Origin of the sequence: Phenylobacterium hankyongense (assembly GCF_003254505.1) — a bacterium.
In the GTDB taxonomy this organism is placed as follows: Bacteria; Pseudomonadota; Alphaproteobacteria; order Caulobacterales; family Caulobacteraceae; genus Phenylobacterium; species Phenylobacterium hankyongense.
On the sequence record NZ_QFYP01000001.1, the window covers coordinates 1,739,469 to 1,764,866 of the forward strand.

At 72.3% G+C, this 25,398-nt stretch carries 22 protein-coding genes; 13 read left to right on the forward strand and 9 right to left on the reverse strand.

The genetic code is table 11. The features are described from left to right. Positions 1–14 precede the first annotated feature (14 nt). From DJ021_RS08430 to hisG, 6 genes are all read left to right on the forward strand, one after another. Entirely contained in the window at positions 15–593 is a 579-nt protein-coding gene (locus DJ021_RS08430) for an SRPBCC family protein (RefSeq protein ID WP_111457122.1), read from the forward strand. A gap of 191 nt (positions 594–784) precedes the next feature. Continuing rightward, a complete protein-coding gene (locus DJ021_RS08435) occupies positions 785–1,537 on the forward strand; it encodes a methyltransferase (RefSeq protein WP_111457123.1) in 753 nt (250 codons plus the stop codon). Positions 1,538–1,627: 90 nt separating this feature from the next. Continuing rightward, positions 1,628–2,695 (forward strand): ATP-grasp domain-containing protein, encoded by a 1,068-nt coding sequence (locus tag DJ021_RS08440; protein ID WP_207801792.1) that lies wholly within the window; start codon positions 1,628–1,630, stop codon positions 2,693–2,695. A gap of 228 nt (positions 2,696–2,923) precedes the next feature. Further along, the gene (gene hisS / locus DJ021_RS08445; RefSeq protein ID WP_111457124.1) at positions 2,924–4,411 is read left to right on the forward strand and encodes a histidine--tRNA ligase; all 1,488 of its coding nucleotides are present in this window, start codon (positions 2,924–2,926) and stop codon (positions 4,409–4,411) included. Further along, positions 4,408–5,541 carry an ATP phosphoribosyltransferase regulatory subunit gene (locus DJ021_RS08450; protein ID WP_111457125.1) on the forward strand — a complete coding sequence of 378 codons (1,134 nt, stop codon included), beginning with the start codon at positions 4,408–4,410 and terminating at the stop codon, positions 5,539–5,541. The genes hisS and DJ021_RS08450 overlap by 4 nt, the downstream gene beginning before the upstream one ends. Further along, positions 5,538–6,491 (forward strand): ATP phosphoribosyltransferase, encoded by a 954-nt coding sequence (gene hisG / locus DJ021_RS08455; RefSeq protein ID WP_111457126.1) that lies wholly within the window; start codon positions 5,538–5,540, stop codon positions 6,489–6,491. The genes DJ021_RS08450 and hisG overlap by 4 nt, the downstream gene beginning before the upstream one ends. A 394-nt stretch (positions 6,492–6,885) precedes the next feature. Here hisG and DJ021_RS08460 read toward each other — a convergent pair whose 3' ends face one another. From DJ021_RS08460 to DJ021_RS08480, 5 genes are all read right to left on the reverse strand, one after another. After that, positions 6,886–8,958, reverse strand: a complete 2,073-nt coding sequence (locus DJ021_RS08460; protein WP_111457127.1) for a M13 family metallopeptidase — start codon at positions 8,956–8,958, stop codon at positions 6,886–6,888. Between the two features lie 101 nt (positions 8,959–9,059). Next, positions 9,060–9,551, reverse strand: a complete 492-nt coding sequence (locus DJ021_RS08465) for a copper chaperone PCu(A)C (protein WP_165837152.1) — start codon at positions 9,549–9,551, stop codon at positions 9,060–9,062. Positions 9,552–9,564: 13 nt separating this feature from the next. Beyond that, positions 9,565–10,074 (reverse strand): YcnI family copper-binding membrane protein, encoded by a 510-nt coding sequence (locus DJ021_RS08470; RefSeq protein ID WP_243625932.1) that lies wholly within the window; start codon positions 10,072–10,074, stop codon positions 9,565–9,567. A gap of 7 nt (positions 10,075–10,081) precedes the next feature. Then, positions 10,082–12,379, reverse strand: a complete 2,298-nt coding sequence (locus tag DJ021_RS08475; protein ID WP_111457130.1) for a TonB-dependent receptor — start codon at positions 12,377–12,379, stop codon at positions 10,082–10,084. A 69-nt stretch (positions 12,380–12,448) separates the two neighbouring features. Continuing rightward, positions 12,449–12,844 (reverse strand): DUF2946 family protein, encoded by a 396-nt coding sequence (locus tag DJ021_RS08480; protein WP_111457131.1) that lies wholly within the window; start codon positions 12,842–12,844, stop codon positions 12,449–12,451. A gap of 80 nt (positions 12,845–12,924) precedes the next feature. Here DJ021_RS08480 and DJ021_RS08485 point away from each other — a divergent pair, with 80 nt between their 5' ends. Together DJ021_RS08485 and DJ021_RS08490 are read left to right on the forward strand one after the other, a co-directional pair. Then, positions 12,925–14,721, forward strand: a complete 1,797-nt coding sequence (locus DJ021_RS08485; protein WP_111457132.1) for a cation:proton antiporter domain-containing protein — start codon at positions 12,925–12,927, stop codon at positions 14,719–14,721. Positions 14,722–15,242: 521 nt separating this feature from the next. Then, on the forward strand, positions 15,243–16,445 hold the full coding sequence (locus DJ021_RS08490; protein ID WP_111457133.1) for an OmpA family protein: 1,203 nt from the start codon (positions 15,243–15,245) through the stop codon (positions 16,443–16,445). Positions 16,446–16,700: 255 nt separating this feature from the next. Here the strand turns inward: DJ021_RS08490 and DJ021_RS08495 are convergent, their stop codons facing one another. Beyond that, complete coding sequence (locus DJ021_RS08495) at positions 16,701–17,171, reverse strand: Lrp/AsnC ligand binding domain-containing protein (protein WP_111457134.1); 471 nt, start codon at positions 17,169–17,171, stop codon at positions 16,701–16,703. A gap of 81 nt (positions 17,172–17,252) precedes the next feature. On the opposite strand from DJ021_RS08495, the gene putA reads away from it, so the two are divergent. After that, positions 17,253–20,369, forward strand: a complete 3,117-nt coding sequence (gene putA / locus DJ021_RS08500) for a bifunctional proline dehydrogenase/L-glutamate gamma-semialdehyde dehydrogenase PutA (RefSeq protein WP_111457135.1) — start codon at positions 17,253–17,255, stop codon at positions 20,367–20,369. Between the two features lie 17 nt (positions 20,370–20,386). Here the strand turns inward: putA and DJ021_RS08505 are convergent, their stop codons facing one another. Continuing rightward, positions 20,387–21,148 (reverse strand): SIMPL domain-containing protein, encoded by a 762-nt coding sequence (locus DJ021_RS08505; protein ID WP_165837153.1) that lies wholly within the window; start codon positions 21,146–21,148, stop codon positions 20,387–20,389. Between the two features lie 157 nt (positions 21,149–21,305). On the opposite strand from DJ021_RS08505, the gene DJ021_RS08510 reads away from it, so the two are divergent. The 3 genes from DJ021_RS08510 to DJ021_RS08520 are packed head-to-tail and all read left to right on the forward strand — an operon-like array spanning position 21,306 to position 23,109. Then, positions 21,306–22,343: an MBL fold metallo-hydrolase gene (locus tag DJ021_RS08510; protein ID WP_111457137.1), complete on the forward strand. Its 1,038-nt coding sequence runs from the start codon at positions 21,306–21,308 to the stop codon at positions 22,341–22,343. Between the two features lie 50 nt (positions 22,344–22,393). Further along, on the forward strand, positions 22,394–22,621 hold the full coding sequence (locus DJ021_RS08515; protein WP_133254969.1) for a hypothetical protein: 228 nt from the start codon (positions 22,394–22,396) through the stop codon (positions 22,619–22,621). Next, complete coding sequence (locus tag DJ021_RS08520) at positions 22,618–23,109, forward strand: DUF2243 domain-containing protein (protein WP_111457139.1); 492 nt, start codon at positions 22,618–22,620, stop codon at positions 23,107–23,109. The genes DJ021_RS08515 and DJ021_RS08520 overlap by 4 nt, the downstream gene beginning before the upstream one ends. Here DJ021_RS08520 and DJ021_RS08525 read toward each other — a convergent pair. Next, positions 23,045–23,923: a pirin family protein gene (locus DJ021_RS08525; protein ID WP_165837154.1), complete on the reverse strand. Its 879-nt coding sequence runs from the start codon at positions 23,921–23,923 to the stop codon at positions 23,045–23,047. The genes DJ021_RS08520 and DJ021_RS08525 overlap by 65 nt on opposite strands. A 76-nt stretch (positions 23,924–23,999) precedes the next feature. Here DJ021_RS08525 and DJ021_RS08530 point away from each other — a divergent pair, with 76 nt between their 5' ends. Then, positions 24,000–24,392 (forward strand): winged helix-turn-helix transcriptional regulator, encoded by a 393-nt coding sequence (locus DJ021_RS08530; protein ID WP_207801793.1) that lies wholly within the window; start codon positions 24,000–24,002, stop codon positions 24,390–24,392. Between the two features lie 13 nt (positions 24,393–24,405). Here the strand turns inward: DJ021_RS08530 and DJ021_RS08535 are convergent, their stop codons facing one another. After that, positions 24,406–25,341 (reverse strand): polysaccharide deacetylase family protein, encoded by a 936-nt coding sequence (locus DJ021_RS08535; protein WP_207801794.1) that lies wholly within the window; start codon positions 25,339–25,341, stop codon positions 24,406–24,408. Positions 25,342–25,398 lie beyond the last annotated feature (57 nt).

The window sequence follows — 25,398 nt, forward strand, 5'->3', positions numbered from 1 at the left end:
GCCTTCCTGCTCCCATGAAACTCTCCCTCGCCGTTCTCGCCGCCGCCGGCCTCGCCTCGGGAGCCTCCGGCGCCCTGGCTCAGGCCTATGAGGCGGCCCCCGTCGTCCACGCCGAGGCGACCTCCGGCTCCGCGGCCAGCGTCAGCGCCAGCATGGACGTCGCGGCGCCGCCGGCCGTGGTGTTCGCCACCCTGCGCGACTGCGAGCACGCCACCTCGTTCATGCCCCGGCTGATCAGCTGCAAGGTGCTGCAGAAGGGGCCGGGCGACCGCTGGGAGATCCGCGAGCACCGCCTGAAGGGCGGCCTGTTGAAGTCGGAGATGCGCAATGTCTTCCGCGCCGACTTCGACGCGCCCCGGTCGCTGTCCTTCCACCGCGTGGCGGGCGACTGGAAGACCTCGCAAGGGCAATGGCGGCTGACGCCGATCGATGGCGGCAAGGGCTCGCACGTCGCCTACCACACCGACGTGGCGGTGAACGGGCCGGTCCCCGTCAGCATGGTGCGCTCGGCGGTCGCCAAGGGCATGCCCGAGGCCATGCTGGCGCTGCGGCGCGAGAGCGTCGCCCGGGCCGGCCGGGACAAGCGATCCTGACCGGCGCCCACCTCACCGATCCGGTCGACCAGGCGCGCCTGGCGGTCCTCCGCGGCCTGGCCGAGAAAGCCTATGGCTTCACCACGCCCGCGCCGAACACCTACCGCCGGATCCTGCTCGGGCGCCGCGGCCGGGCGGCCCGCGACCTGGCCGACGTCTTCGGCTGGAACCTGCGCTTCACGCCGGACCTGGTGGGCGCCCGTCTCTTCGACCTGATGCTCGAGGGGCAGATGCTCCGGCCCTCGGGCCCGGGGTTCGTGAGCACCCTGGCGGTTGCCGCCGTGGGGCGCCTGCTGTTCCTGCACACCAGCCTGCGGGCGAGGACGCCCGACGCGGTGTTTTTCGGCCCCGACAGCTACCGCTTCGCCGATTTCATCCGCGCGGAGATGCCGACCCTGGCCGCCGGCGCGACGATCCTCGACCTCGGCGCCGGCTCCGGCGTCGGCGGCCTGGTCGCCGCGACGCTGGCGCCGCAGGGCCAACTGGTGCTCAGCGACCGCAACCCGCGGGCGCTGCGGCTGGCGGCCGTCAACGCCGCCTTCGCCGACCGCGCCGCCGTGCTGCACGAGGGCGACGGCGCCCCCGACCAGCCGCGCTCGCTCGATCTCGTCGTCGCCAATCCGCCCTACGTCGGCGGCGCCCGCGGCCCGATCTACAGCCACGGCGGCGGCCGTCGCGGCGAGGCGATTTCCCTGCGCTGGGCGGCCCAGGCGATGGAGCGCCTCGCCCCCGGCGGCGCGCTGCTGCTCTACACCGGCAGCGCCATCGTCCGCGGCAACGATCCGCTGCGCGAGGGCCTGGCGCGGGCCTGCGACACCGCCGGCTGCGACCTGGCGTACCGCGAGCTCGACCCCGACGTGTTCCCCAGCCTGCTGCTGAAGCCCGCCTACTGGGGGGTCGAGCGCATCGCCGCCGTGGGCGCGGTCGCGGTCCGGCGGGCCTGACCCAAGGAACTTCGTCCAGCCCGGGACGTATGGCGAAGGTGCGTTCGTCATCCTCGACGACCGCCGCCCTGATGGTCCTGGAGGGCCCTGTTGTCCGAGCCCGCCCTCGCCTCCTCGCTGCGCACCCCCCATCCGGAGCGGGAGGCGGGCGGCCCCTTGCGCGTCCCCCGGCGGCGCGGCTCCTGGCTGTCCGACTTCCGGTTCGCCAAGGGGCGGGTCGAGGTGTTCGACACCGGCGCTGACCTGGTACTCGACCGCACGCTGGTCGGCGAGGCGCTGGTCTGGTTCGGCTACCACCTGGTGGTCCGCGCCCGGTCCTGGACGATGCGGCTGCTGCGCCGGGACGCGCCGCGGGTGTGGTTCGCGCCGCACACCCCCAGGCCCTGGTACCTGGTCTGGGCAGCCATGGCCTGGGCCGGAGTGCGGATCGCCTCCTCGCCCGACAAGGCCGACGCCGCCTTCGCCTTCGAGGACGCCACCTGGTCGGAACGCCAGGTCCCGCCGCTGCTGCCGGCGTTCAACTTCCGCTGCCCGGACATCTCCAAGTCGCGGGTCGCCGCGGTGTTCGAGGCGGTGTTCGGCTATCCGCTGGCGGTGGATCCGGCGACCTGGTCGGGCGAGGCCGTCGAGAAGAGCGAGCTGAACGGCGCCCACGACGGCCGGATCGTGTCCTGCCCCACCGCTCGCCGCGCCGGTCAGCACTACCAGCGGCTGATCGACACCACGGACGACGCCTGCGCCTACGACCTGCGGACCGCCTGCGTCGGCGGCGCGCCGGTCGCCGTCTGGATCAAGCGCAAGCCCTCCGACAACCGCTTCTCGATCCACAATCTGTCGGTGACCCTGCAGACCCCGGCCGAGGTGTTCAGTCCCGAGGAGATCGCGCGGATCACCCGTTTCCTGGCCGCCATGCACATCGACTGGGCGGGCCTGGACATACTGCGCGACCGCCACAGCGGCCGCATCTACATCGTCGACGTCAACAAGACCGACGTCGGGCCGATCATCGCCCTGAGCTTCGCCGACAAGATCCGATCGACGGTCCGCCTGGCCCGGGCGCTCGACGCCCTGCTGCCGGCGCGCGCCAAGGCGCCGGCCCGGCGGCGTCCGCAGCGGGCCGGCCCGCCGACTCGCCTTTCGCCGCCGGCTCCGCTATAGGCCGCCCCGATGACCCGCTTCGCGCACCATCACGGCCACGCCCACCATCCGACCCTCGCGGGATCGGCTTGGGTTCGCTTGGCCTGACGCGAACCCTCTCCGAGCCCCGCCGATGCGGACGGGGCTTGCTGCTTTAGGCCCCCTCCGTCGCCCCTTCCTGCAAAGGACCCGACGCATGGATCGCCTTCCTTCCTTGAGCGCCCGCCCGGCACGGGCTAAGCGCGCCCCATGAGCACCGACGCCCCTCGCCCCGAGGCCCGCAACCCGCGCGGCTTCGTCGACCGCCGCGCCCGCGACCTGGTGGCCGAGCGCCGGATCCTGGCCGCCGTGTCCTCGGTCTACGAGCGCTATGGCTTCGAGCCGCTGGAGACCGGGGCCTTCGAGTACGCCGATGCGCTCGGCAAGTTCCTGCCCGACGCCGACCGGCCGAACGAAGGCGTCTTCGCGCTCCAGGACGACGCAGATTCTGAAGGTGGCGGGCAGTGGATGGCGCTGCGCTACGACCTCACCGCGCCCTTGGCCCGCTTCGCCGCCCAGAACTGGGAGACCCTGCCCAAGCCGTTCCGCCGCTACGCCTACGGGCCGGTGTGGCGCAACGAGAAGCCGGGTCCCGGCCGCTACCGCGAGTTCGTGCAGTGCGACGCCGACACCGTCGGCTCCGCGCGACCCGAGGCCGACGCCGAGATCATCGCCATGGCCGTCGAGGGGCTGGAGGCCGCCGGTCTGCCGGCCGGCACCGCGATCCTGAAGATCAACAACCGCAAACTGCTCAACGGCCTGATGGCCGCGGCGGGGGTCAGCGACGACGGCCAGAAGCTGGCGGTGCTGCGCGCCGTCGACAAGCTCGACCGCCTCGGCGCCGACGGCGTGCGCCTGCTGTTGGGCGAAGGCCGGCTGGACGAGTCCGGCGCCTTCACCAAGGGCGCGGGGCTGAACGCCTCTGCGGCCGAGCGGGTGCTGGCCTTCACCGCCGCCGGCGTCGGCGGGCGGCGCGAGACCCTCGATGCGCTCGCCAACGTGGTGGGCGGCTCGGCCGAGGGCGACGAGGGGCTGGCCGAGCTGGCGGCGATCGACGCGGCGCTCACCGGCCTGGGCGTCGGTCCCGACCGCGCCAGCATCGACCCCTCGGTGGTCCGCGGCCTGGAATACTACACCGGCCCGGTGTTCGAGGCCGAGCTGCTGCTGCAGACCCTGGACGAGCGTGGCCAGCCGATGCGGTTCGGCTCGATCGGGGGCGGCGGGCGCTACGACGACCTGGTGGCGCGCTTCACCGGCCAGCAAGTCCCGGCCACCGGCTTCTCGTTCGGCGTCTCGCGCCTCGCCACCGCCCTGAAGGCCGCCGGCCGCGACCTCGCCGCCGAGGTGCGCGGGCCGGTGGTGGTGATCGCCTTCGACCAGGCCCGGATGGCCGACTACTTCGCCGTCGCCGGCGAGCTGCGGGCCGCCGGCATCCCGGCCGAGGTCTACCTCGGCTCATCCGGCATGCGGCCGCAGATGAAGTACGCCGACCGCCGCCTGTCGCCCGCCGCGGTGATCATCGGCGACGACGAGATCGCCGCCGGCACGGTGACGGTGAAGGACCTCGACCTCGGCCGCGAGCTGGCATCCGGCGTCACCGACAACGCCGCCTGGCGCGAGCAGCGGCCGGGGCAGGTCAATGTCCCGCGCGGCGAGCTGGTGGCCACCATCCGCAAGATCCTGGACGCCCGCCCATGAGGACCGAGCCCGCCGTTCCGGCCGACGCCCTGGCCGCCATCCGCGCGCCGATGCTGGCGGCCGGCGCCGAGCCGGTCGACGCGCCGATCCTGCAGCCCCTGAACCTGCTGCTCGACCTGGCCGGCGAGGCCATGCGCGCCCGGCTGTTCGTGGTCCAGGCCGAGGGCGGCGCCGAAGCCTGCCTGCGCCCCGACTTCACCGTCGCCGTGGCCCGCGGCCACCTGGAGCGCGGCGCCGCCGCCGGCCGCTACGTCTACGAAGGCCCCGCCTTCCGCGCCAGCCAGGGCTCCGACCGCGCCGAGGAATTCCTGCAGCTCGGCGTCGAGCTGTTCGACGCCGGCGCGGGGACCTCTGCCGACGCCGACGCCGAGATCGCGGCGCTCGCCTGGCGCTCGGCGCAGGCCGGCGGGCGGGACGACCTCACGCTCTGGCTGGGCGACGTCGGCCTGTTCGCCGCCTTCATCGACAGCCTGTCGCTGCCGGCGGCCCTCGCCGCGCGGCTGACCCGGGTCGCCGGGCGTCCGCGCCTGCTGAACGCCGAACTGGCCAGGGCCGGGGAGCCGGCGCGGCCGGCCAGCGGCGGCCAACTGGCGGCCCTGCTCTCCAGCCTCGGCGAGGACAAGGCCGCCACCCTGCTGGAAGAGGTCTGGTCCCTGGCCGGCGTCGAACCGGTCGGCGGGCGCGGGCCGGGCGAGATCGCCGCGCGCCTGGTGCGCCGGGCCGAAGCCGCCGACGCCGCGGCGCTCACCGAAGCCCAGGCCCGCGCCATCGCCGACTTCATGGCCATCTCCGACGCCCCGGCCGCCGGCCTGGCGCGGGTGCGCGAACTGGCCGGCGCCAAGGGCAAGGCCCTCGAGGCGGCCCTGGCCGACTGGCGGGTCCGGCTGGAGCAGCTCGCGGCCGTAGTCCCCGCCGAGCGCCTGCGCTTCGCCCCGGCGCTTGGCCACGCCTTCGACTACTACGACGGCCTGACCTTCGAGGTGCGCAGCCAGGCCCTGGGCGCCGGCCGCCCGGTGGCCGTCGGCGGCCGCTACGACGGCCTCCTGGCCCGCCTCGGCGGAGCCTCGGGCGCACGCGCGGTGGGCTGCATGGTGCGGCCCTGGCGCGCCTTCTCCGGAGGCGAGGCATGAGCGGTCCGCTGATCATCGCCGTGCCCTCCAAGGGACGGCTGAAGGAACAGGTCGAGGCCTGGCTGGCCGACTGCGGCGTCCCGCTGCAGGTCAGCGGCGGGTCGCGTGGCTACATCGCCAGCCTGAAGGGCGTGCCCGACGCCCAGGTCCGCCTGCTCTCGGCCGGCGACATCGCCGAGGCCCTGGACGCCGGCGAGGTCCACCTCGGCGTCACCGGCGAGGACCTGCTGCGCGAGCGGGGCCCGGAGCTCGACGCCCGGGTGCTGCTGCTGCGGCCGCTGGGCTTCGGCCGCGCCGACCTGGTGGTGGCCGCGCCCAAGAGCTGGCTCGACGTCGACACCATGGCCGACCTGGAGGAGGTGGCGCACGACTACCTGGCGCGCACCGGCCGGCGCATGCGGGTGGCCACCAAGTACCTGGCCCAGACCCGCGCCTTCTTCGCCCGCCACGGGGTGGTCGACTACCGGATCACTGAGTCCGGCGGCGCCACCGAAGGCGCGCCGGCGACCGGGGCGGCGGAGCTGGTGGTCGACATCACCACCACCGGCGCCACCCTGCAGGCCAACGGCCTGAAGGTGCTCTCCGACGGCCTGATCCTGAAGAGCCAGGCCCAGCTCGCCGCCAGCCTGAAGGCCGGTTGGAGCAAGGCGCAGCTGGCCGCCGCCGAGCGCCTGCTGCGGGCGGTCGAGGCCCGCGCCAGCGCGCTGAAGAGCGCCACGCTGGTGTGGCCCGCCAACGGCGGGGCCGCGGAGGCTGAGGCCGTGGACCGGCTGGTGGCGGCCGGAGCCTCCAAACGTCCCAACGGGCTGCTGGTGGAGGCGGCCGAGATCGCCGCCGCCGCCGCCGCCCTGACCCTGGCCGGCCTCGGGCCGGTCACCGCCGCGCGGCCGGATTTCGTGTACGAGGTCGGCTGCCCGCCCTTCGAGGCGCTCGTAGACGCCGTTCTTTGACTCACGCGTCAAAAAATAGCGTACAATTTGGGCTCGCGGACGAGATTCTGACCAACTGTTGCCCAGAACCGGCGCACGGCCCGTTGACTCGGGCAGAAAATTGCCGTTCCTTCATCTTGCGAGAGACAAGACGGCGACTAAGTCCAGAAGTCTCCGGCGTTTCGGGGAGGAAACGCCCGCTCTTCAGAGCGACTGCTCAAAAATAAGGCCCGCTGCGATTATCCCCCGCAGCGGGCCAAATTTTTGCCCCGAGCCATTTTCGACAAATGAGTCAAAATCGCCCTGTCTGAGCGGGGCGACCCGCGGCCAGGCGAGCGGGGTGGGTGAGGCCGAGACTCTCTGCCGGCCCCACCCCGCCCGTCTCGGGCGTCGCCCCATCAGGGGCGGGAGATCCTCACCAGATCCGCACGCGGTCGGCGGGCGCCACGTACATGGCGTCGCCGGGCTTCACCCCGAAGGCCTCGTAGAAGGCGTCGATGTTGCGCATCGGCACGTCCACCCGGGCCCGCTCCGGCGAGTGCGGATCGGAGACCAGCTGCTGGCGGAGCCGGTCGTCGCGGGTCTTGGCCCGCCACACCTGCGCCCAGCCGAGGAACACCCGCTGGTCGCCGGTCAGGCCGTCGATCACCGGCGCCGGCTGGCCGTGCAGCGAGGTGTGGTAGGCGTCGAGCGCCAGCAGCAGGCCGCCGAGGTCGGCGATGTTCTCGCCCATGGTCAGGTCGCCGTTGATCTTCGCGCCCGGCAGCACCTCGAACGCCGAGTACTCCTTGCCCAGCTTGACGGCCTCGGCCTGGAAGCGCGCCGCGTCCTGCGGCGTCCACCAGTCGGTCAGCTTGCCGGCGCCGTCGTAGCGGCGGCCCTGGTCGTCGAAGCCGTGGGTCATCTCGTGGCCGATCACCCCGCCGATGCCGCCGTAGTTGATCGCCGCGTCGCCGTCCGGATCGAAGAACGGCGGCTGCAGGATGGCGGCCGGGAAGACGATCTCGTTGCCGGTCGGGTTGTAGTAGGCGTTGATGGTCGGGGGCGTCATGCCCCACTCGCCCTTGTCCACCGGACCGCCCAGCCGCCCGACGCGGAAGTTCCAGTCGAAGGCGACGGCCCGCTCGACGTTGCCGTAGAGGTCGCCGTCCTTGAGGCTCAGGCCGGAATAGTCCCGCCACTTGTCCGGATAGCCGATCTTCACCCGGAACGCGGCCAGCTTCTCCTGCGCCTTGGCCTTGGTGGCCGGGCTCATCCACTCCAGCTTCTGGATGCGGGCCTGCATGGCGGTGCGGATGTCGCCCACCAGGGACAGCATCTTGGCCTTGCTCTCCGGCGGGAAGTAGGCGTCGACGTAGAGCTTGCCCAGCGCCTCGCCGACCTGGCCGTCGACCAGCACCACGCCGCGCTTCCAGCGCGGCTGCTGCGCCTGCTGGCCGGACAGGGTCTTGTTGCGGAAGTCCCAGTGCGCCTCGTCGAACGCCTTCGACAGGTAGGGCGCGGCCTGGTCGACCAGGGTGAAGGCCTCCCACGCCTTCAGGGTGTCGATCGGGGTCTTGGCGTAGATCGCCGCGATCTTCGGGAAGGCGGTGTTTTCCTGCACCACCACGTGGTCGACCTTGGTCAGGCCGGCGCCGGCCATGAACGCCGCCCAGTCGAAGCCGGGGGCCAGCTCGGCCACCTTGGCCGTGGCGTAGGCGTTGTACATCTTGTCGTCGTCGCGGCGCTCGGCCCGGGTCCACGAGGCCTGGGCGATCTCGGTCTCCAGGGCGACGATGGCCTTGGCGTTGGCCTGCGGGTTGGGCCAGCCGGCCAGCGTCAGCATCTTGGCCACGTACTGCTCGTACTTGGCCTTCTGCGGCGCGAAGCCGGCCTCCAGGTAGTAGTCGCGGTCCGGCAGGCCCAGGCCCGCCTGGCCGACGTAGACGGCGTAGTGCTCCGGGTCCTTGGCGTCCTCGCTGATCATGGTCGAGAAGAACGAGCCGCCGAAGGCGTGCTGCGTGCGGCCCATCAGCCGGGCGATGTCGGCGCGGGTCTTCGCCGCCTTGATGGCCGCCAGTTCCGGACCCATCGGCTTGGCGCCCAGGGCCTGCACCTTCGCCTCGTCCATGAAGCTGCGGTAGAGGGCGCCGACCTGGGCCCGCTCGCCGGCCGCGGCCTTGTCGGCGGCGGCCTTGTCGACCACCGCGCGCATGCGGTTCTGGGACAGCTCGTTGAGCTTGTCGAAGGCGCCGTAGCGGGTGCGGTCGGCGGGGATGTCCAGGCTCTTCATGAAGCCGCCGTTGGCGTACTGGAAGAAGTCCTGGCCGGGCACCACCGAGGGGTCGCGGCCGCTGAGGTCGAAGCCCCAGGTCCCCATCCGCGGAGCCTTGGAAAGGTCGCCCGCGCCGCCGACGGCGGTGGCGCTTGGCGCAGCCGGTTGCGCGGTCGCCGGCAGGGCGGCCAGGAGGGCGGCCGCTGCGGCGGCGCCAAGCCATAGGGTCTTCATCGTCGATGCACTCTCAGGTTTCGATTTGCCGCGACCATGACTCGGCCGCGGCCTGTCACAGCGTTACATTTTCGTCAGGTTCGAGCGCACATGCCAGGACGCTAGTGGGTCATGTGGTCCATGCCCCCCATGCCAGCCATCGGCGGCATGGCCGGCGCGCCGAGGCCGGTTCCGACCGCGAAGTCGACCTTCAGCTTGGCGCCGCTGGCGAAGGTCAGGGTGGCGGGAACGCTGTCGCCGGCCTTCAACGGCTTCGCCAGGCCGACCAGCATCAGGTGATAGCCGCCCGGCGCGAACGCCACCTGGCCGCCGGCCGGGATGGCCACCCGGTCCTGGCGGTCCATCCGCATGATCCCGCCGGCCATGCTGGCGGAATGCATCTCCACCTTGCGGGCCACCGGGCTGGCCACCGCCACCAGGGCGTCGAGCGCCCGGCCACGGTTGGCCAGGGTCATGTAGCCGACGCCGGTGGTGCCGGCGGCAGCCGGCCGGCTCCAGGGCTGGATCACCTCGAGGCCGCCCAGCCGATAGCTGGCGGCCTGGGCGGAGCTGGCGATGACGGCCGCGGCGGCCGCGGCGAACAGGATTTTCACGGACACATTTTCCTCAATGATGATGGCCGCCATCGGGCGCGCCCGTGGCGGGGGTCAGGCGAAGCGCCGGCGCAGGGTGGTCCAGCCGCCCGGTCTCGCCGGGGTCGGGGATCTCGGTCCACTGGGCCTGCCCCGCGCCGCAGGTCTGGACGGCGGGGAAGTAGAGGACGCCCGGCGCCTGCGGCAGGCGCAGCAGGATCGCGAACTCGTCGAACTGGTCGGCGGGCAGGCGGCCCGTCCAGACCACGGCGCTGACCGCGCCCGCGGCCCCGCCGCCGTGCTCGACCGCCAGCCCCCAGCCGGGCTTCGGCTGCGGGCGCGCCGAGGCGATCCGTGGCGGGATCTCGATCCGCAGGGCGGTGGTGCCCTGGGTCTCGCTGCAGCCGTGGCCGATGCGGAACCGCACCACCTGATAGGCGCCGGGCTCGGCCTCCGCGGGTTCGGCGCTGACGTGGGCATGGGCGCCGGAGGCCAACGCGAGCGCCAGGGCCGTCGCGAGCATGAGGGGTCGGACTAATCTCATGGCGCCCTCAATAGACGTACTTGATCTCGGCCAGGGCCGAGCGCTGCGGGAAGGGGTGGAAGAGGAAGTAGTCGCGGCCGCCAAGGTTATCGACGCCGACCGCGGCGGACCAATGGTCGTTGAGCCGGTAGGTCGCCCGCACGTCGGCCACCAGATAGCCGTCGAAGCCCTGGTAGGTGTGGGTCAGCGGATCGGAGTTGTCGATCGTGGCGTAGACCCGGTCGCTGTAGCGGGCCGCGCCGGTCAGCGTCAGCCGCTCGGTGGCCCGCCAGCTCGCCACCGCCGTCCAGCGGAACCGCGGGACCTGCGGCGTGCGCTTGCCCTGCGCGGCGGGCAGGACCGGGTCGCGGGCGATCTTCGAATCCACGAAGGTGGCGCTGGCCGACAGGTCGAGGCCGCGGACGAAGGCGTCGCGCCATTCCACCACCGCCTCGGCGCCGCGCGAGCGCACGATGTCGATGTTCTGCACGAAGCTCACCAAGGTCGTGGAGCCCGGGGAGATCGCCGCCGTCTGCGCGATCAGGGCGTCGGAGACGTCCTCGGTGAACAGCGACAGCCGCGCGCGTCCGCTGGCGAACCGCCGCTCCACCGCGACCTCGCTGGAGACCGCCCGCTCGGGGGCGAGGTTCGGGTCGGGGACCGACAGGGTCGGGCCGGTGGTGATCGCCTGGTAGAGCTCGCTCACCGTCGGGAAGCGGTAGGCCAGGCCGACGGAGGCGGTGGCGCGCCAGGCGTCGTTCGGCGTCCAGGCCAGCACCGCCTTCGGCGAGGTCCGGTCGGCGGAAAGCGTCGGCTGGCTGACGTTCAGGGGCGGGGTGCGCGAATAGCTCAGCCCGGCGAACGCCCGCCAGCGCTCGAACCGTACGCCCAGCGTCAGGTCCACGGCCGGCGTGAACCGGATCGCGTCCTCCAGCCACAGCGCCTGGGTCTCGGTCTTGCCCAGCGAGGCGGCGGCCAGCGCGCCCTTGGCGCCGCCCTGCCAGTCGGCGGTGTCGTAGCGGTTGCTGGCCAGCTCGTAGAGATCGTAGTGCAGGCCCGCGCGGAAGGCCTGGGCGCCGCCCGGCCGCCAGCCGGCCTGCAGGTCGAAGGTCCGCCAGCCGGTTCCGGACAGGTCGAGGATCGACCCCGGTCCGCCGCTCAGGCCGCCTGGCAGGGCGCTCGGGCTCCGCTGCTCGTCGGTCGCATAGTCATAGAGGGTGGCGACCGCCTGCCAGCTGAACGCCGCCGACGGCGCCCCCGTCAGCGACAGGGCCTGCATCCAGTGGCTTTCCTTCAGCCGGTAGAGCCCGTTCGCGAAGGCGCCTGGCGCGACGTTGTAGGCGTAGCCGCCGAGGTTCAGCGCGCCGGCGTAGACGCTCGCCCCGCTGGCGTCGCGCAGGTAGCTCCGCACGCCGGCGTCGTCGTCCTGGCCGAAGTAGCCGACGAGGTAGCTGGCCTCCAGGTGCGGCGTGATCTCCCAGCCCAGCTTCAGCTTGGCGTTGTCCTGCACCTGGTGCTCCAGCCCGCCTTCGCCGAGCACGACGATCGGCGCGCCGGTGCGGCTGAGGTCCGCGACCGCGCCGGTGACCGGCTGGCCGGCCGTGCTCGTCGCCGCCGGCCGCGTGGCGGTGATGTAGGTCAGCGGCTGGCTCTCGCTGTCCAGGTGGTTGAGGCTGACCCGCCACCAGAACGGCCCCCGCCGGTCGCCCGCCGACGCCGAGGCCTCATAGGTCGGCGCGTCGGTGCGCGATCCGTAGTGGGAGAACGTCTGCCAGCCGGCCGCCGCGCGCGCCTCGCCCTCCAGCTGCTCCGGCTTGCGGGTGGTGAACTCCACCACCGCGCCGATGGAGTTGCCGGGATAGGCCGCCGAGAACGGCCCGTAGCGGACGTCCACCCGCTCCACCTCGTCGGCGGAGACCATGCTCCAGCGCGGCGAGGCATTGGAATTGTTGTTGCCGATCAGCGCCGAGAGCAGCACCCCGTCGGCGTAGATCAGGCTGCGGGCCGAGGACCCGACCCCCGACGTGCGGGTGGCGAGCGGCGCCTGGGTGTCGCCGATGTGGCGGCGCCGCACCAGCAGGCTGGGCAGGTACTTCAGCGTGTCTTCGACGGTGGTGGCGTTGATCGTGCGGGTGATCCGCTCGGCGTCGAGGCTGGTGGTCGACAGCGGCTGGGCGGCGTCGGGCGCCTGGCCCTGGACGACCACGCCCGAAATGGTGGTGGGCGGCGCCTCGTCGGCATGGGCGAGGGCGGGCGCCAGGGCGGGCGTCAGGGCGGCGGCGGCGGCGAACAGGGCGCGCGCAGGCGCCCGGGATCTGGATGGCATGACGGATGTCCTGAAACGGAAGTGCGGCCGCGCGGGCGCAAAGGCGCGCGGCGGGCGAAGGCGCTTCGTTCAGGCGGTGGGTGGGCCCTGGCCGGGCGGACGCGGCGGGGCGCGGGCGATCTGCGGCCGTGCGCGGATCGGAGTGGTGTGCTCGACCTGGGCGACGACGTAGGCCACCGGCAGAGCGATGGGCTCGGGCGCCGGCAGGGCGGCGGTGGCGGCCCCCAGGCAGTCCTGGCAGGGCAGGCCGGCGAAGCCCTTCTGGGTCTTGCCGTCTTCGCCGACCTTGATCGTCTGCACGCCCATCTGGGTGCAGATGACGATGGTCTCGCCGGACGAACGGCTCTGCGCCGCCATCGCCGCGGCCGGCAGCAGGGCCTGGATCAGCAGGGCGAACACCGCCAGCAGGGCGGCCGCCGGCGCACGCCCGCTCCACCCGCTGTGCTGTTTGCCGCCCGGCCTCATGCCGCGGTCTCTTAAGCCTTCCCCGGGATATCTCAAGCTTGCGGCTGCGCCGACGGCCGCGCCGCACTAGATGAGGTGTCATGGAAGGCCACGTCTCTCCCGAAAGCTACAAGGACGTGGTGCTGTTCCTCGCCACCGCCGGCGTGGTGGTGCCGCTGTTCCGGCGCTGGAAGGTGAGCCCGATCCTCGGCTTCCTGGCGGCCGGCGTGGTCCTTGGTCCCTATGGCCTCGGCCGGCTGGCGCACGCCGCGCCCTGGATCGGCGCGCTGACCATCGACAATCCCGGGGAGGTCGCCCAGCTCGCCGAGTTCGGGGTGGTCTTCCTCCTGTTCATGATCGGGCTGGAGCTCTCGTGGGAGCGCCTGCGGAGCCTGCGCCGCTACGTCTTCGGCCTGGGCGCGCTGCAGGTGACCCTGTGTGCCAGCGCCACCGCCGCCGCGGCCCTGGCGCTCGGCCAGACGCCCGGCGCGGCGCTGGCCATCGGCGCGGCCCTGGCGCTGTCCTCCACCGCCATCGTCATGCCGCTGCTGGCCGAGCGGAAGCGGCAGCATTCCCAGGCCGGCCGGACCACCTTCTCGGTGCTGCTGTTCCAGGACCTGGCGGTCGCGCCGATCCTGATCGCCCTCACCCTCATGGGCCGGCGCTCGAGCGCCGCCCCGCTGAGCGACCTGCTGCTGGCCCTGGCGCCGGCCGTGCTCGGCGTCGTGGCGCTGCTGGGCTTCGGCCGGCTGCTGCTGCGCCCCATGCTGCGTTCGGTCGCCCGCGCCAAGAGCGAGGAGCTGTTCGTCGCCGCCTGCCTGCTGGTGGTGATCGGCTCGGGCCTGGTCAGCGCCCTGACCGGCCTGTCGATGGCGCTCGGCGCCTTCATCGCCGGCCTGCTGCTGGCCGAGACCGAGTTCCGCCACGAGGTCGAGGTCACCATCGAGCCGTTCAAGGGCCTGCTGCTGGGCCTGTTCTTCCTGTCGGTGGGGATCGGCCTCAACCTGCCGCTGCTGTTCGCGCGGCCCCTGGAGATCCTCGCCGCCGCGGCGGGCTTCATCTGCCTGAACGGGGCGGTGGTGTTCGGGCTCGCGCGGCTGTTCCGCCTGCCCGCGCGCAGCGCCGGCGAGGCGGCGCTGCTGCTGGCGGGCGCCGGCGAATTCGCCTTCGTCATCCTCGGCCAGGCCATGGGGCAGGGGCTGGTGGACCGCACGTTGGGCCAGTCGATCCTGGTGGCGGCGACGCTGTCGATGATCAGCATCCCGTTCCTCGCCGCCCTGGGGGCGCGGATCGGCGGCCGGCGCATCGCCCCGGCCGAGCTGCCGTTCGAACCGGAGACGGGCGCGCCCGAGGCCGGGACCCCCGCCGCGCGCCGCGTGCTGGTGGTCGGCTACGGCCGGGTCGGCAAGCTGGTCGGCGAGATGCTGCGCCGCCACGACATCGCCTGGGTGGCGGCCGAGCAGGACCCCCGGCTGGTCGAAATCGGCCGCCGCGCCGGTGAGGCGGTGTTCTTCGGCGACGCCTCGCGCGCGGAATTCCTGATGCGCTGCGGCCTGGCCGAGGCGCCGGCGCTGGTGGTGACCATGGACAGTCCCGAAGGCGCCGAGGCGATCGTCGCGGTCGCCCGCGAGCTGCGGCCGGACATGATCATCGTCGCCCGCGCCCGCGACGCGCGCCACGCGCAGCGCCTCTACGAGCTCGGGGCGACCGACGCGGTGCCGGAAACCGTCGAGGCCAGCCTGCAGCTCTCCGAGGCCGTGCTGGTGGACATCGGCGTGCCCATGGGGTTGGTGATCGCCTCGATCCACGAGCGCCGCGACGAGTTCCGCGCCGCGCTCAACCGGCCGGATGCGCTGGGCGGCCGGACCCGGCGGTTCCGCGGCCGCTCAGGCGCCTGAACGGCGCCGGAAAAGCGGCGAAAAAATAGTCACTGATCCACGCGCGGCAGGGAACTAAGCGAGGCCGTTGGCGTTTCGGGTTCGTCGCGAGGTCTTAGAGAGGGTGGGCGTTGACGCCGGGACAATCGGAAGCTGCGGAGATTTGCGCGGGCGTAGGCCTGCGGATCCGGATCGGAGCCTTCCGCGGCGTTGTGGCCGATTTACAAGAAAATCCAAGAACTTCGAGCGCGCTCGGCAGGAAGCATGGGCTCCGGCTGAGAGTTGAAGTAGGTTCTCGCGGAATGAGATTTGACCGATCGGGCGCCGCCAGGCGCACCCGGTCCTGGTCAGGGAGGGCTGACATCCTCCACCCGAGGTTGAAGACCTTGGGCGTCGTCGTATAGCGTCTGGCTTAAGTTCGTCTGGCTGGGGAATTTGCGGTCTGAGTGTGGCTTTGGCGACACGACGCAAGCAACTGGCCTTGATATAAGGGTGCTGGGTCAATTGGCCGCAGCACTGAGGGCAACGAGAGGGCTCTGATAATGAAGTTCAAACTCCTGGCGGGCGCCGCCTTGGCTGCGGTGTTCACCGCGTCCGGCGCTGCCGCCCAAGTCGGCTGGTACGGCGCCGTCGACCTCGGCTACCACTGGCCGGAAGGCGTCGAAGCCATCTCCGCGAACAACGCTCCCAGCGGTGCGCCCTACGACTGGCGGTTCAACCAGCAGGATGACTGGGCCGGCTTCGCCCGTCTCGGCTACCAGCTGAGCGACCACTGGCGTGTCGAGCTCGAGGCGGGCTACCGCTCGGGCAACATCGACACCGTCCGTGGCGGCTCCAACCAGCAGGTCCTCGGCCTCTGCACCCCGGGCGTGATCCGCACCGCGGCCGCCGCGACCTGCGGTTCGCCCTCCGGCGACGCGAAGTCGTGGACGGTGATGGGCAACGTCCTCTACGACTTCATGCCGAACTCGGCGATCAACCCGTTCATCGGGGCCGGCATCGGCGTCAATCACCTCAACATGAAGGTGAACGGCCAGTTCTCGAACGTGCCGAACCTGAGCGCCGCCACCGCGGCGACCAACCCGGCCATCCAGAACCTGCACATCGACGACAGCGACACGGCGTTCGCCTGGCAGCTGATCGCCGGCGTGGCGTGGAAGGCCACCGATCGCCTGAACGTCGACCTGACCTACCGCTACCTCGGCGGGTCGGATCTCAGCTTCGCGTCGACCGGCTCGGGCGCTCTGCAGCCGGGCGCCTTCAGCGGCGAATACCGCGACCAGTCGGTGACCGTCGGCCTGCGTTACTCCTTCGCAGCCCCGCCGCCCCCGCCGCCGCCCCCGCCGCCCCCGCCGCCCCCGCCCCCGCCGCCGCCTCCTCCGCCCCCGCCGCCTCCGGCGCCGGCCTATGAGGCCAAGCAGTTCATCGTCTACTTCCCGTTCGATCAGTACATCCTGACGCCGGAAGCCCAGGCGGTGGTGACGGAAGCCGCCAACTACGCCAACGGCGGCCACGCGACGAAGGTCATCGTCGTCGGCCACACCGACACCTCCGGCTCCAACGCCTACAACGTCCGCCTGTCGGAACGCCGCGCTAAGGCCGTCGCCGATGCGCTGGTCGGCGCCGGCGTCCAGCAGACCGCCCTGTCGGTCGACTGGAAGGGTGAAACCGAACCGGCCGTCGCCACTGGCGATGGTGTGAAGGAACCGCTGAACCGTCGCTCGACGATCGACATCAACTTCTGATCTCGACCGCCGACGGATTAGTCGGACTATCGCGGGAGCCCGGCCGAAAGGCCGGGCTCTTTGCGTTTTGGTCCTGCAACGCCCCCTCGGCCTCTGCGCCGCAGGCCGTGTTCGTCCACGAACCACACGAACCACACGAACGCGGTCCATCTGGCGGGACCTCGCGGGCCGCGCGGTCGTTGGTGTGGTTCGTGTGGTTCGTGGACGATAAGGCGGCGCTGGCGCGCCATGGCCGCCCGGGATCGTCTCTCGGTCCTACACCGGCAGCTGGGTCGTCGACTTGACCTCTTCCAGCACCGCGTAGGTGCGGGTCTCGCGCACGCCGGGGATGCGCACCAGCACCTCGCCGAGGAACTTGCGGTACTCAGCCAGGTCGCGGACCCGCGCCTTGATCAGGTAGTCGAAGCCGCCGGCCACCATGTGGCACTCCAGCACGTCCGGCGCCCGCCGCGCCGCCGCCGCGAAGGTCTCGAACACCTCCGGCGTGGTGCGGTCCAGCACCACCTCCACGAAGATCAGCACCCCGCGGCCGATCTTCTCCGGGTCGAGCAGGGCCGCGAAGCCGGTGATGTAGCCGCCCTCCCGCAGCCGCCGCACCCGGTCCGAGCAGGCTGAGGGCGACAGGCTGCAACGCTCGGCCAGCTCGGCGTTGCTGATCCGCCCGTCCGCCTGCAGCACCCGCAGCAGCCGCCGGTCGATCTCGTCCAGGCGTGAACTGTTCGGCATTCCGCTCTCCGGCCGCTGATCCTGCGGCATACCATTCCCATATCCGTAGTACATTCGGTGAATTCGGCGCTACTCCGAAGGATGTCGCTTCAGGAGCCGGCCATGGCCTTCGACCACCTCGACCAGACCAAATTCCTCGACGAACGCACGGCCGTGACCGCCGCGCTCGCCACCCGCCCGCTCAGCGCCGAGGATCGCGCGGCGGTCCAGCAGGAGGCCGAGAGCCTGGTGCGCACCGCGCGGCGCAGCGCCAACCGCCAGGGCGTGGTCGAGAGCTTCCTGCAGGAGTTCAGCCTCTCCACCCGCGAGGGCCTGGCGCTGATGTGCCTGGCCGAGGCCCTGCTGCGCACCCCCGACGAGGAGACCCGCGACCGGCTGATCGCCGAGAAGATCGCCTCCGCCGACTGGGCCAGCCACGCCGGCCGCTCCGACTCCATCCTGGTCAACGCCTCCACCTGGAGCCTGATGCTGACCGGCAAGCTGATCGATCCCGACGAGGAGGCCGGCCGCGACCTGGCCGGCTTCATCCGCCGCCTGGCCGGGCGGCTGGGCGAGCCGGTGATCCGCCGCGCCGTGGGCGCCGCGGTGCGCATCATGGGCGAGCAGTTCGTGCTGGGCGCCACCATCGAACAGGCGCTGAAGCGCGCCGCCGCCGACGGCTTCGTCTGCTCCTTCGACATGCTGGGGGAGGGCGCCCGCACCGAGGCCGACGCCGACCGCTACGAGGCCGCCTACGCCGCGGCGCTGGCCGTCGTCGCCCGCCAGGCTGGCGGCAAGGGCCCGGAGGCCGGCCACGGCGTCTCGGTTAAGCTCTCGGCGCTGTCGCCGCGCTACGACGTCCGCCAGGCCGCCAAGGTCTGGGCCGGCCTCTACCCGCGCATCAGGCGGCTCGCCATCCAGGCCGCCGAAGCCGACATCAACCTCACCCTCGACGCCGAGGAGGCCGACCGGCTGGTGCTCTCGCTCGAGCTGCTCGACCGGCTGGCGCGCGAGCCGGAGCTGGGCGCCTGGCAGGGCCTGGGCCTGGCCGTTCAGGCGTACCAGAAACGCGGCCCGCAGGTGATCGAGGCGGTGGCCGGCGTCGCCCGCTCCAGCGGCCGGCGGCTGATGGTCCGCCTGGTCAAGGGCGCCTACTGGGACTCGGAGATCAAGCGCGCCCAGGTGGCCGGCCTGCCGGGCTATCCGGTCTACAGCACCAAGGCGGCCACTGACCTCTCCTACCTGGTCTGCGCCCGCGCCCTGCTGGCCGCCGCCCCCGCCCTCTACGCCCAGTTCGCCACCCACAACGCCCACACCCTGGCGGCGGTCCGCCTGATGGCCCGCCAGGCCGGCCTGTCGCCGGAATTCCAGCGCCTGCACGGCATGGGCGAGGCGCTCTACGCCGGCGCCCGCGAGCGCTACGGCGACTTCCCGCTCAGGGTCTACGCCCCCGTCGGCAGCCACGAGGACCTGTTGCCCTACCTGGTCCGCCGGCTGCTGGAGAACGGCGCCAACACCTCCTTCGTCCACGCCCTGCTGGACGAGAAGACCCCGGTCGCCAAGGTGGTGTCCGATCCCCTGGCCGCGGTCGAGGCGGCCGGCGGCGCGCCGCACCCGCGCATCCCGCTGCCCGCCGACCTCTACGGCCCCAGCCGCCGCAACTCGCTCGGCATGGACCTCTCCATCGCCGACACCCGCCAGGTCCTGGAGACGGCGGTCGCCGCCCTCGACGGCCAGCTCCTCGACGCCGGGCCGATCGTCAGCGGACGGATGGCGCCGCCCGCCAGGCCGGAGGAGCGGGTCTCTCCCGCCGACCTCGCCCGGGTCGTCGGCCGCGCCTGGTCGTCGACGCCGGAGCAGGTGGACGCCGCCTACGTCGCCGCCCGCCACGCCCAGCCGCGCTGGGACGCCCGCGGCGGCGAGGGCCGGGCCCAGGTGCTGCGGGCCATGGCCGATACGCTGGAGGCCAACCGCGAGCGGCTGATCGCCATCTGCGCGGTCGAGGCCGGCAAGACCCTGGCCGACGGCGTCGCCGAGGTGCGCGAGGCCGCCGACTTCTGCCGCTACTACGCCAGCCTGGCGGAGCGGCAGTTCGCGGCGCCGGAGACCCTGCGCGGTCCGGTGGGCGAGACCAACCGGCTGTCGCTGCACGGCCGCGGCGTGTTCGCCTGCATCAGCCCGTGGAACTTCCCGCTGGCCATCTTCACCGGCCAGATCGCCGCGGCGCTGGCGGCCGGCAACGCGGTCGTCGCCAAGCCCGCCGAGCAGACGCCGCTGATCGCCGCCGAGGCGGTGCGCCTCTATCACGCCGCCGGCCTCGACCCGGACCTCTTGCACCTCCTGCCCGGCGACGGCGCCGGCGTCGGCCAGCAGCTGGTGGCGCACCGCGACTGCGCCGGCGTCGCCTTCACCGGCGGCACCGACACCGCCTGGGCGATCAACCGCACACTCGCCGCCCGCAACGGCCCGATCGTCCCGTTCATCGCCGAGACCGGCGGCCTGAACGCCATGTTCGTGGACACCACCGCCCTGCGCGAACAGGTGATCGACGACGTGCTCACCTCGGCCTTCGGCTCGGCCGGCCAGCGCTGCTCGGCGCTGCGCATGCTGTTCGTGCCGCACGACACCGCCGACCAGCTGATCGAGGGCCTGGCCGGCGCCATGGACACCCTGGTGCTGGGCGACCCGGCCGATCCCGCAACCGATATCGGCCCGGTGATCGACGAGGACGCCCGCGGCGCCCTGCAGGCCCACGTCGAGCGGCTGCGGCAGGAGGCCAAGCTGTGGCGCCAGCTGCCGGCCCCCGACGGCGGCTGCTTCTTCGGCCCGGCCCTGGCGGAGATCCCGTCGGCGGCGTTCCTGCAGAAGGAGGTGTTCGGCCCGATCCTGCACGTGGTCCGCTACGACCCCAACCGCCTGGAGGCAGCCGCCGCGCCGCTGCGGGCCGCCGGCTACGGCCTGACGCTGGGCGTCCACAGCCGCATCGAGGCCTTCGCCGCGGACGTGCAGCGCGCGGTCCCGGCCGGCAACGCCTACGTCAACCGCTCGATGATCGGCGCGGTGGTCGGCGTCCAGCCATTCGGCGGCGAGGGCCTCTCCGGCACCGGCCCCAAGGCCGGCGGCCCCCACGCCCTGCTGCGCTACGCGGTGGAGCGCGCCGTCAGCGTCAACATCGCCGCCCAGGGCGGCGACCCGGCGCTACTCAACCTGAACCCTTGAGGACGTGCCTGGGCCTGCTACTGCGGCGCGATCTCGAACACACCGTTCGCCGAGCCGCGCACGGTAAGCTCGCCCGGTTCGACGCGGCTTCCAGTGAGCACGACTGGCTGCGCCATGCGGTATTCCACGGCGGGCGCGGAATAGGCGCTCGTGCTGATGCTCACCAGGCGGACCACGCGCTCGTCGAGCGCGCCGGCGATCCGGACCGCATCCTCCTGAAGGGTCCGCAAGGCCATGTCTCGCGCCTGCCTTTGCGCGGCCGCGGGGTCCTGCAGTCCGAAGCTCACGCCCAGCACCAGATTGGCGCCCGACGTGACCGCCCGGTCCAGCAGCGCGCCGGCCCGAGTCAGGTCGCGGACGGAGACCTCCACCGTCGTGATGCTCAGATAGCCGACGATCTCGCGCGGCGCGTTGTTGCGGTCGGAGTAACGAGGCGAAAGCTGCAATGAGCGGGTCTGGAGGTCGCGCGGCTCCACGCCGGCGCGGCGCAGGGCCTGAGTGACTGCGGCGAGCCGGGTCGCGCCCTCTGCGCTTGCGGCCTGGGCGGTCGCCGCCTCGGTGCTGACGCCCAGCGTCAACCGGACGATGTCCGGCTTAATGTGGGTCTCTCCCTGGGCGGACAGGTTCAACGTCGTCGTCTTGAACGCTGCTTCCGTCGTCTGCGCACGGGCGGCGCCCGCCGCGCCCGCATGAAGGGCCAAAGCCAGCGCCAACGCACTCCAGATCGCTTTCCGAACCATTGAGGCCCCCGTCAGCAGATGCAACCTGTAGACGACCATGCGCCGGAAAGGCTTACCTGTGGGTGTCTGGCGATGGTTAGCGCGCGCTGGATCCACGGTCGGGCGGACCCCGCAGAGGGCGCAGAACGCGGAGTCGAGTTGGCGCCGCGGCGTTTCGGGCGGATGCTGTGGGGACTCTCCGCGGAGGGGGTCGACCATGCTGTTCGAGCAGATCGCAACGGGCGGGTGCCAGTCGTATCTGGTGGGGTGCGCGGCGACGCGGGCGGCGGTGTTGATCGACCCGGAGCTGTCGCGGGTGGACGAGTACCGCGGCCTGATCGGCCAGCTGGGCCTGCACCTTCGCTACGTGGTCGACACCCACACCCACGCCGACCATTTCTCCGGCAGCCGTGACATCGGCCGGGCGCTGGATGTTCCGGTGGTGATGCACCGGTTCAGCCCCGCGCCCCACGCCGCCTTTCGCCTCGACGAGGGCGACCTGCTGATGGCCGGCGACCTGCGGCTGAAGGCGATCCACACGCCGGGCCACACCGCCGATTCCATGTGCCTGTTGCTGGAGGACCGGGTGTTCACCGGCGACACCCTGCTGATCGGCGGCACGGGTCGCACCGACCTGCCGACCGGCGACGCCCATGCGCTGTACGAGAGCCTGTTCGAGAAGGTTCTCACGCTGCCGCCCGAGACCCTGGTCTTCCCCGCCCATGACTACAAGCAGCGCTCGCACTCGACGATCGCCGCCGAGCTCGCGGACAATCCGCGGCTGCAGAAGCGCACGCGGGCGGAATTCGTGGCGATGATGCAGGGCCTGGACCTCACGGCGCCGACCCACCTCACCGAGGCCCTGCGCACCAACATGACCGGCGCCAAGCCGGTGTCGCAGCTGCTCGCCGAGGCCGCGGCCAAGGTCCCCTTCATGTCGCTTGCCGAACTCGCGAGCCGGGTCGGCAGCAACACTTGCGACATGGTCATCCTCGACCTGCGCGAGCGCGAGGCGTTCGACGCGGGCCACGTGCCGGGCGCGGTCCACCTGCCGCGCGGACAGCTCGAGCTTCGGGTCAACACCGACCTGCCGGATCCCACGGTGAAGATCCTGACCTGCTGCGAGTTCGGCAAGATCTCCACCCTGGCGGCGGCGACCTTGCGGGAGCTTGGCTATCTGCGGGCCACCGCCCTCGAAGGCGGGCTCGCCGCCTGGCGCGACGCGGCCTATCCCCTCAGCGACCGGGCCGCATGAGCCGCCTGTCGGCGGGAACAGGCCCGCCGGCGGGACGTTGGACCCCCGTCATGAAAACGGCAGCGCTTGTTCTAGCCTCGGCGATGATGTCGGTCGCCGCGCCGGCGGCGGCCTGCACCCTTTGCCATTCGCCCACCGCGATGGGCGTGCGCCACCAGCTCCTGCAGCATGACCTGGCCCGCAACGCCGCCGCCGTCGCCGCGCCGGTTCCGCTGCTGCTCGCGATGATCCTGTTCGCCGCCCGCGAGCCCCGGCGGCGGAGGGCGGCAGGCCGATGAACCCGACCCTCACGTCGCGGCCGGCGGTGGCCGCCGCGCTCACCCTCGGCATCGGCCTGGGCGGCTTCTTCGACGGCATCGTGTTCCACCAGATCCTGCAGATCCACAACATGCTGTCCGGCTGGCTGCCGGTCACCGACCTGGTCAGCGCCAAGACCAACATGGTCTGGGACGGCCTGTTCCACGCCGCCGTCTGGAGCATCACCCTGCTGGGCGTCGTGCTCCTGTGGCGCGCGGGCGCAAGAGGCGACGTCGCCTTCGCGCGCCGCCATCTGGTCGGCGGCCTGCTGCTCGGCTGGGGCCTCTTCAACCTCGTCGAGGGGCTGATTGACCACCAGCTGCTGGGCGTCCATCACGTGGTGGAACGCCTTGGCCCGTCGGTGTGGGACTATGCCTTCCTCGCCTGGGGAGGGGCCATGATCATCACCGGCTGGCTGCTGGTGCGGCCTGCGCCGGCTCCATCGGCCGCAGCTGGCTCATCCGGGTGAACTCGCCGGCCCGGAAGCGCCGGAACTGGTCGTTGATGGTGGCCGCAGAGTCCGCCACGAACGGGCCATGCTGGATCAGCGGCTCACCGATCGGGACGCCGGCATAGAGCACCAGCCGCGCGCCGCCCGCCTGCGCCTCCAGCACCAGGTCCGTCGCCTCCGACGGCGCGAACCAGCCGGTCTGCCCGGCCGCGATCGTCTCGCCCCCGACCCGAACGGCGCCTTCGAGCACGTAGACGAAGCCGTTGTACGAGCCCGGCAGGTCCTGCCGGAAGCTCGCGTTCGGCTCCAGCTTGAGGTCGATCATGGTGACCGGGACGCGGTTGGCGGTCGCAGACGCCGCGCGGCCGGACGTCCCGCTGTACAGCCGCGCCTCGGCCCCGGGGCCCCGCACCACCGGCGCCTGGTCCCGGGGGATGATCTGGAAGCGCGGCGGCAGGGCCCGGTCGGCGGCCGGCAAGGCGATCCACAGCTGCAGGATGCGCGTGCGTCCCTGCGTCTCGACGGCTTCGTTGTGGATGATCCCGCGGCCGGCGGTCATCCAGACCACGTCGCCGGCGTCCATCCGGCCTTCGTCGCGGTCGAACAGGCTGCCCTCGAGGATCAGCGTCACCGTCTCCAGGCCGGCATGCGGGTGCGCGCCGCCGATGATCCGGCGGACCGGGATGTCCAGCCGGTCGTCCATCAGCAGGACGAAGGGATCGGAGGCGGCGATCGCCGTCGGACGCAGGACTTCCACCGCGGTGTGGCCCTCGCCGATGAACCCGGGTTCGGGCGGGGCGGTGGTCTCGACGTGGGAGATGAGGCGGGTCATGGCATATCCTGGTATCGTTTTGTGACCAGGGCTGGATATGTTACCGCGGCCCCCTCGGCCGCAAGGAGGCACAATCTTGATACCGGACCACATCGCCGTGCCTGTCGACGGCAAGCCCATCCAGCGCGAGGACTGCAAGATCGCCTCGATCCTGGCGCGGATCGGCGACAAGTGGAGCGTGCTCATCGTCATGCTGCTGGCCGGCGGCCCGCGGCGGTTCAGCGAGCTCAAGCGGTCGATCGACGGGATCTCGCAGCGCATGCTGACGCTCAACCTGCGCGGCCTGGAGCGCGACGGGATGGTGACCCGCACCGTGTTCCCGACCAACCCGCCACGCGTCGACTACGAGCTCACCGCGCTCGGCCGCTCGCTGTGCGGCCCGGTGATCGCGCTGGGAAACTGGGCGGAAGAGCACCTGCCGGAGATCGAGCGCGCCCGCGCCGGCTTCGACGCCCGCGCCGCCGGCTAGGGACCCTCGGCCCTCACGGCGTGGTGTCCAGCCGATCGTTCGCCGCGGAGATCGCGGCCGGCGGTTCGGGGAAACTGTCCCAGTCCAGCGCCTTGCCGAGGGTGCGGGACCAGCGGCTCAGCCACTCGTCGCCGTCCGGGCCGGCATAGGCGTCGGCGATCCGGTAGGCCGGGTCGCGCATGGCGTGGTCAAGCGTGATCGGGCGCAGGTGGTCGTGGCGCAGGATCGTGCTCAGCGCGTCCAGGCTGTCGGCGTTCAGGCGGCTTGCGTGAAGCAGGAACACGAAGTCGGGGCGGCGGCCCAGCAGCTGGCGACCGGCCTGGCGATACCAGGCGACCGCCTTTCCTGTGTAGTCGAGGTAGGCCTGCCTGATGCGGGCTGCGCCGGCCGTGTCGTGGGCCAGCACGGCCTCGTCGTAGGGCAGGGCGAACATCCAGTCGGAGTTCTCCATGGTCACCGGCGCCACGGCGTAGCCTTGGCCGGCCAGCCAGTCCTCGAACGTCCGGCGGGTCTCCAGCGTCAGGCCAGTCTCCAGATACGGGTGGCGGAACCAGCGCAGGGAGCGGTGGCGCGCCGCCACCAGAGGCCGCAGCATCGCGTCCGCACGGGCCACGTCGGCGATGTAGTCGGCGACCGGCGTCTTGTTCAGCGACGCGTGCGAATAGGTGTGGTTGCCCAGCGGCATTCCGGCCCTCAGCCACTGGTCGGCCAGCCGCGCCTGCGCCGGGCCGCCGTCCAGCTTCTCGCCGATGACGAAGCCGGTGGCGGGCAGGTGGTGGCGTCGCAGTCCCGCCAGCAGCGCCCGGGTGGTGTCCGCCGCGTACCCGGCGTCGTCGCTCAACGACATGGTCGGCAAGTCGTCGAAGGTCAGGGCGACGCCTTCCGCCCGCGCGGACGGAGCGCGGGCGAGGAGGGCCAGGAGGACGACGGCGAGGATCAGGCGCTGCACGAGGTCTCGACTCCGCGCCGGCCTCTCCACCCTACGTTCGGGTGCGGATCAGGTCGC

Excerpts from the sequence above, each read along its gene's own strand:
- DJ021_RS08450 (WP_111457125.1), top strand. The coding sequence starts at position 4,408 with ATGAGGACCGAGCCCGCCGTTCCGGCCGACGCCCTGGCCGCCATCCGC.
- DJ021_RS08515 (WP_133254969.1), top strand. The coding sequence starts at position 22,394 with ATGAAAACGGCAGCGCTTGTTCTAGCCTCGGCGATGATGTCGGTCGCC.
- DJ021_RS08430 (WP_111457122.1), top strand. The coding sequence starts at position 15 with ATGAAACTCTCCCTCGCCGTTCTCGCCGCCGCCGGCCTCGCCTCGGGA.
- DJ021_RS08470 (WP_243625932.1), bottom strand. The coding sequence starts at position 10,074 with ATGAGATTAGTCCGACCCCTCATGCTCGCGACGGCCCTGGCGCTCGCG.
- DJ021_RS08485 (WP_111457132.1), top strand. The coding sequence starts at position 12,925 with ATGGAAGGCCACGTCTCTCCCGAAAGCTACAAGGACGTGGTGCTGTTC.
- DJ021_RS08520 (WP_111457139.1), top strand. The coding sequence starts at position 22,618 with ATGAACCCGACCCTCACGTCGCGGCCGGCGGTGGCCGCCGCGCTCACC.
- DJ021_RS08505 (WP_165837153.1), bottom strand. The coding sequence starts at position 21,148 with ATGGTCGTCTACAGGTTGCATCTGCTGACGGGGGCCTCAATGGTTCGG.
- DJ021_RS08480 (WP_111457131.1), bottom strand. The coding sequence starts at position 12,844 with ATGAGGCCGGGCGGCAAACAGCACAGCGGGTGGAGCGGGCGTGCGCCG.
- DJ021_RS08490 (WP_111457133.1), top strand. The coding sequence starts at position 15,243 with ATGAAGTTCAAACTCCTGGCGGGCGCCGCCTTGGCTGCGGTGTTCACC.
- DJ021_RS08475 (WP_111457130.1), bottom strand. The coding sequence starts at position 12,379 with ATGCCATCCAGATCCCGGGCGCCTGCGCGCGCCCTGTTCGCCGCCGCC.
- DJ021_RS08495 (WP_111457134.1), bottom strand. The coding sequence starts at position 17,171 with ATGCCGAACAGTTCACGCCTGGACGAGATCGACCGGCGGCTGCTGCGG.
- putA (WP_111457135.1), top strand. The coding sequence starts at position 17,253 with ATGTCGCTTCAGGAGCCGGCCATGGCCTTCGACCACCTCGACCAGACC.
- hisG (WP_111457126.1), top strand. The coding sequence starts at position 5,538 with ATGAGCGGTCCGCTGATCATCGCCGTGCCCTCCAAGGGACGGCTGAAG.
- DJ021_RS08525 (WP_165837154.1), bottom strand. The coding sequence starts at position 23,923 with ATGACCCGCCTCATCTCCCACGTCGAGACCACCGCCCCGCCCGAACCC.
- hisS (WP_111457124.1), top strand. The coding sequence starts at position 2,924 with ATGAGCACCGACGCCCCTCGCCCCGAGGCCCGCAACCCGCGCGGCTTC.
- DJ021_RS08460 (WP_111457127.1), bottom strand. The coding sequence starts at position 8,958 with ATGAAGACCCTATGGCTTGGCGCCGCCGCAGCGGCCGCCCTCCTGGCC.
- DJ021_RS08510 (WP_111457137.1), top strand. The coding sequence starts at position 21,306 with ATGCTGTTCGAGCAGATCGCAACGGGCGGGTGCCAGTCGTATCTGGTG.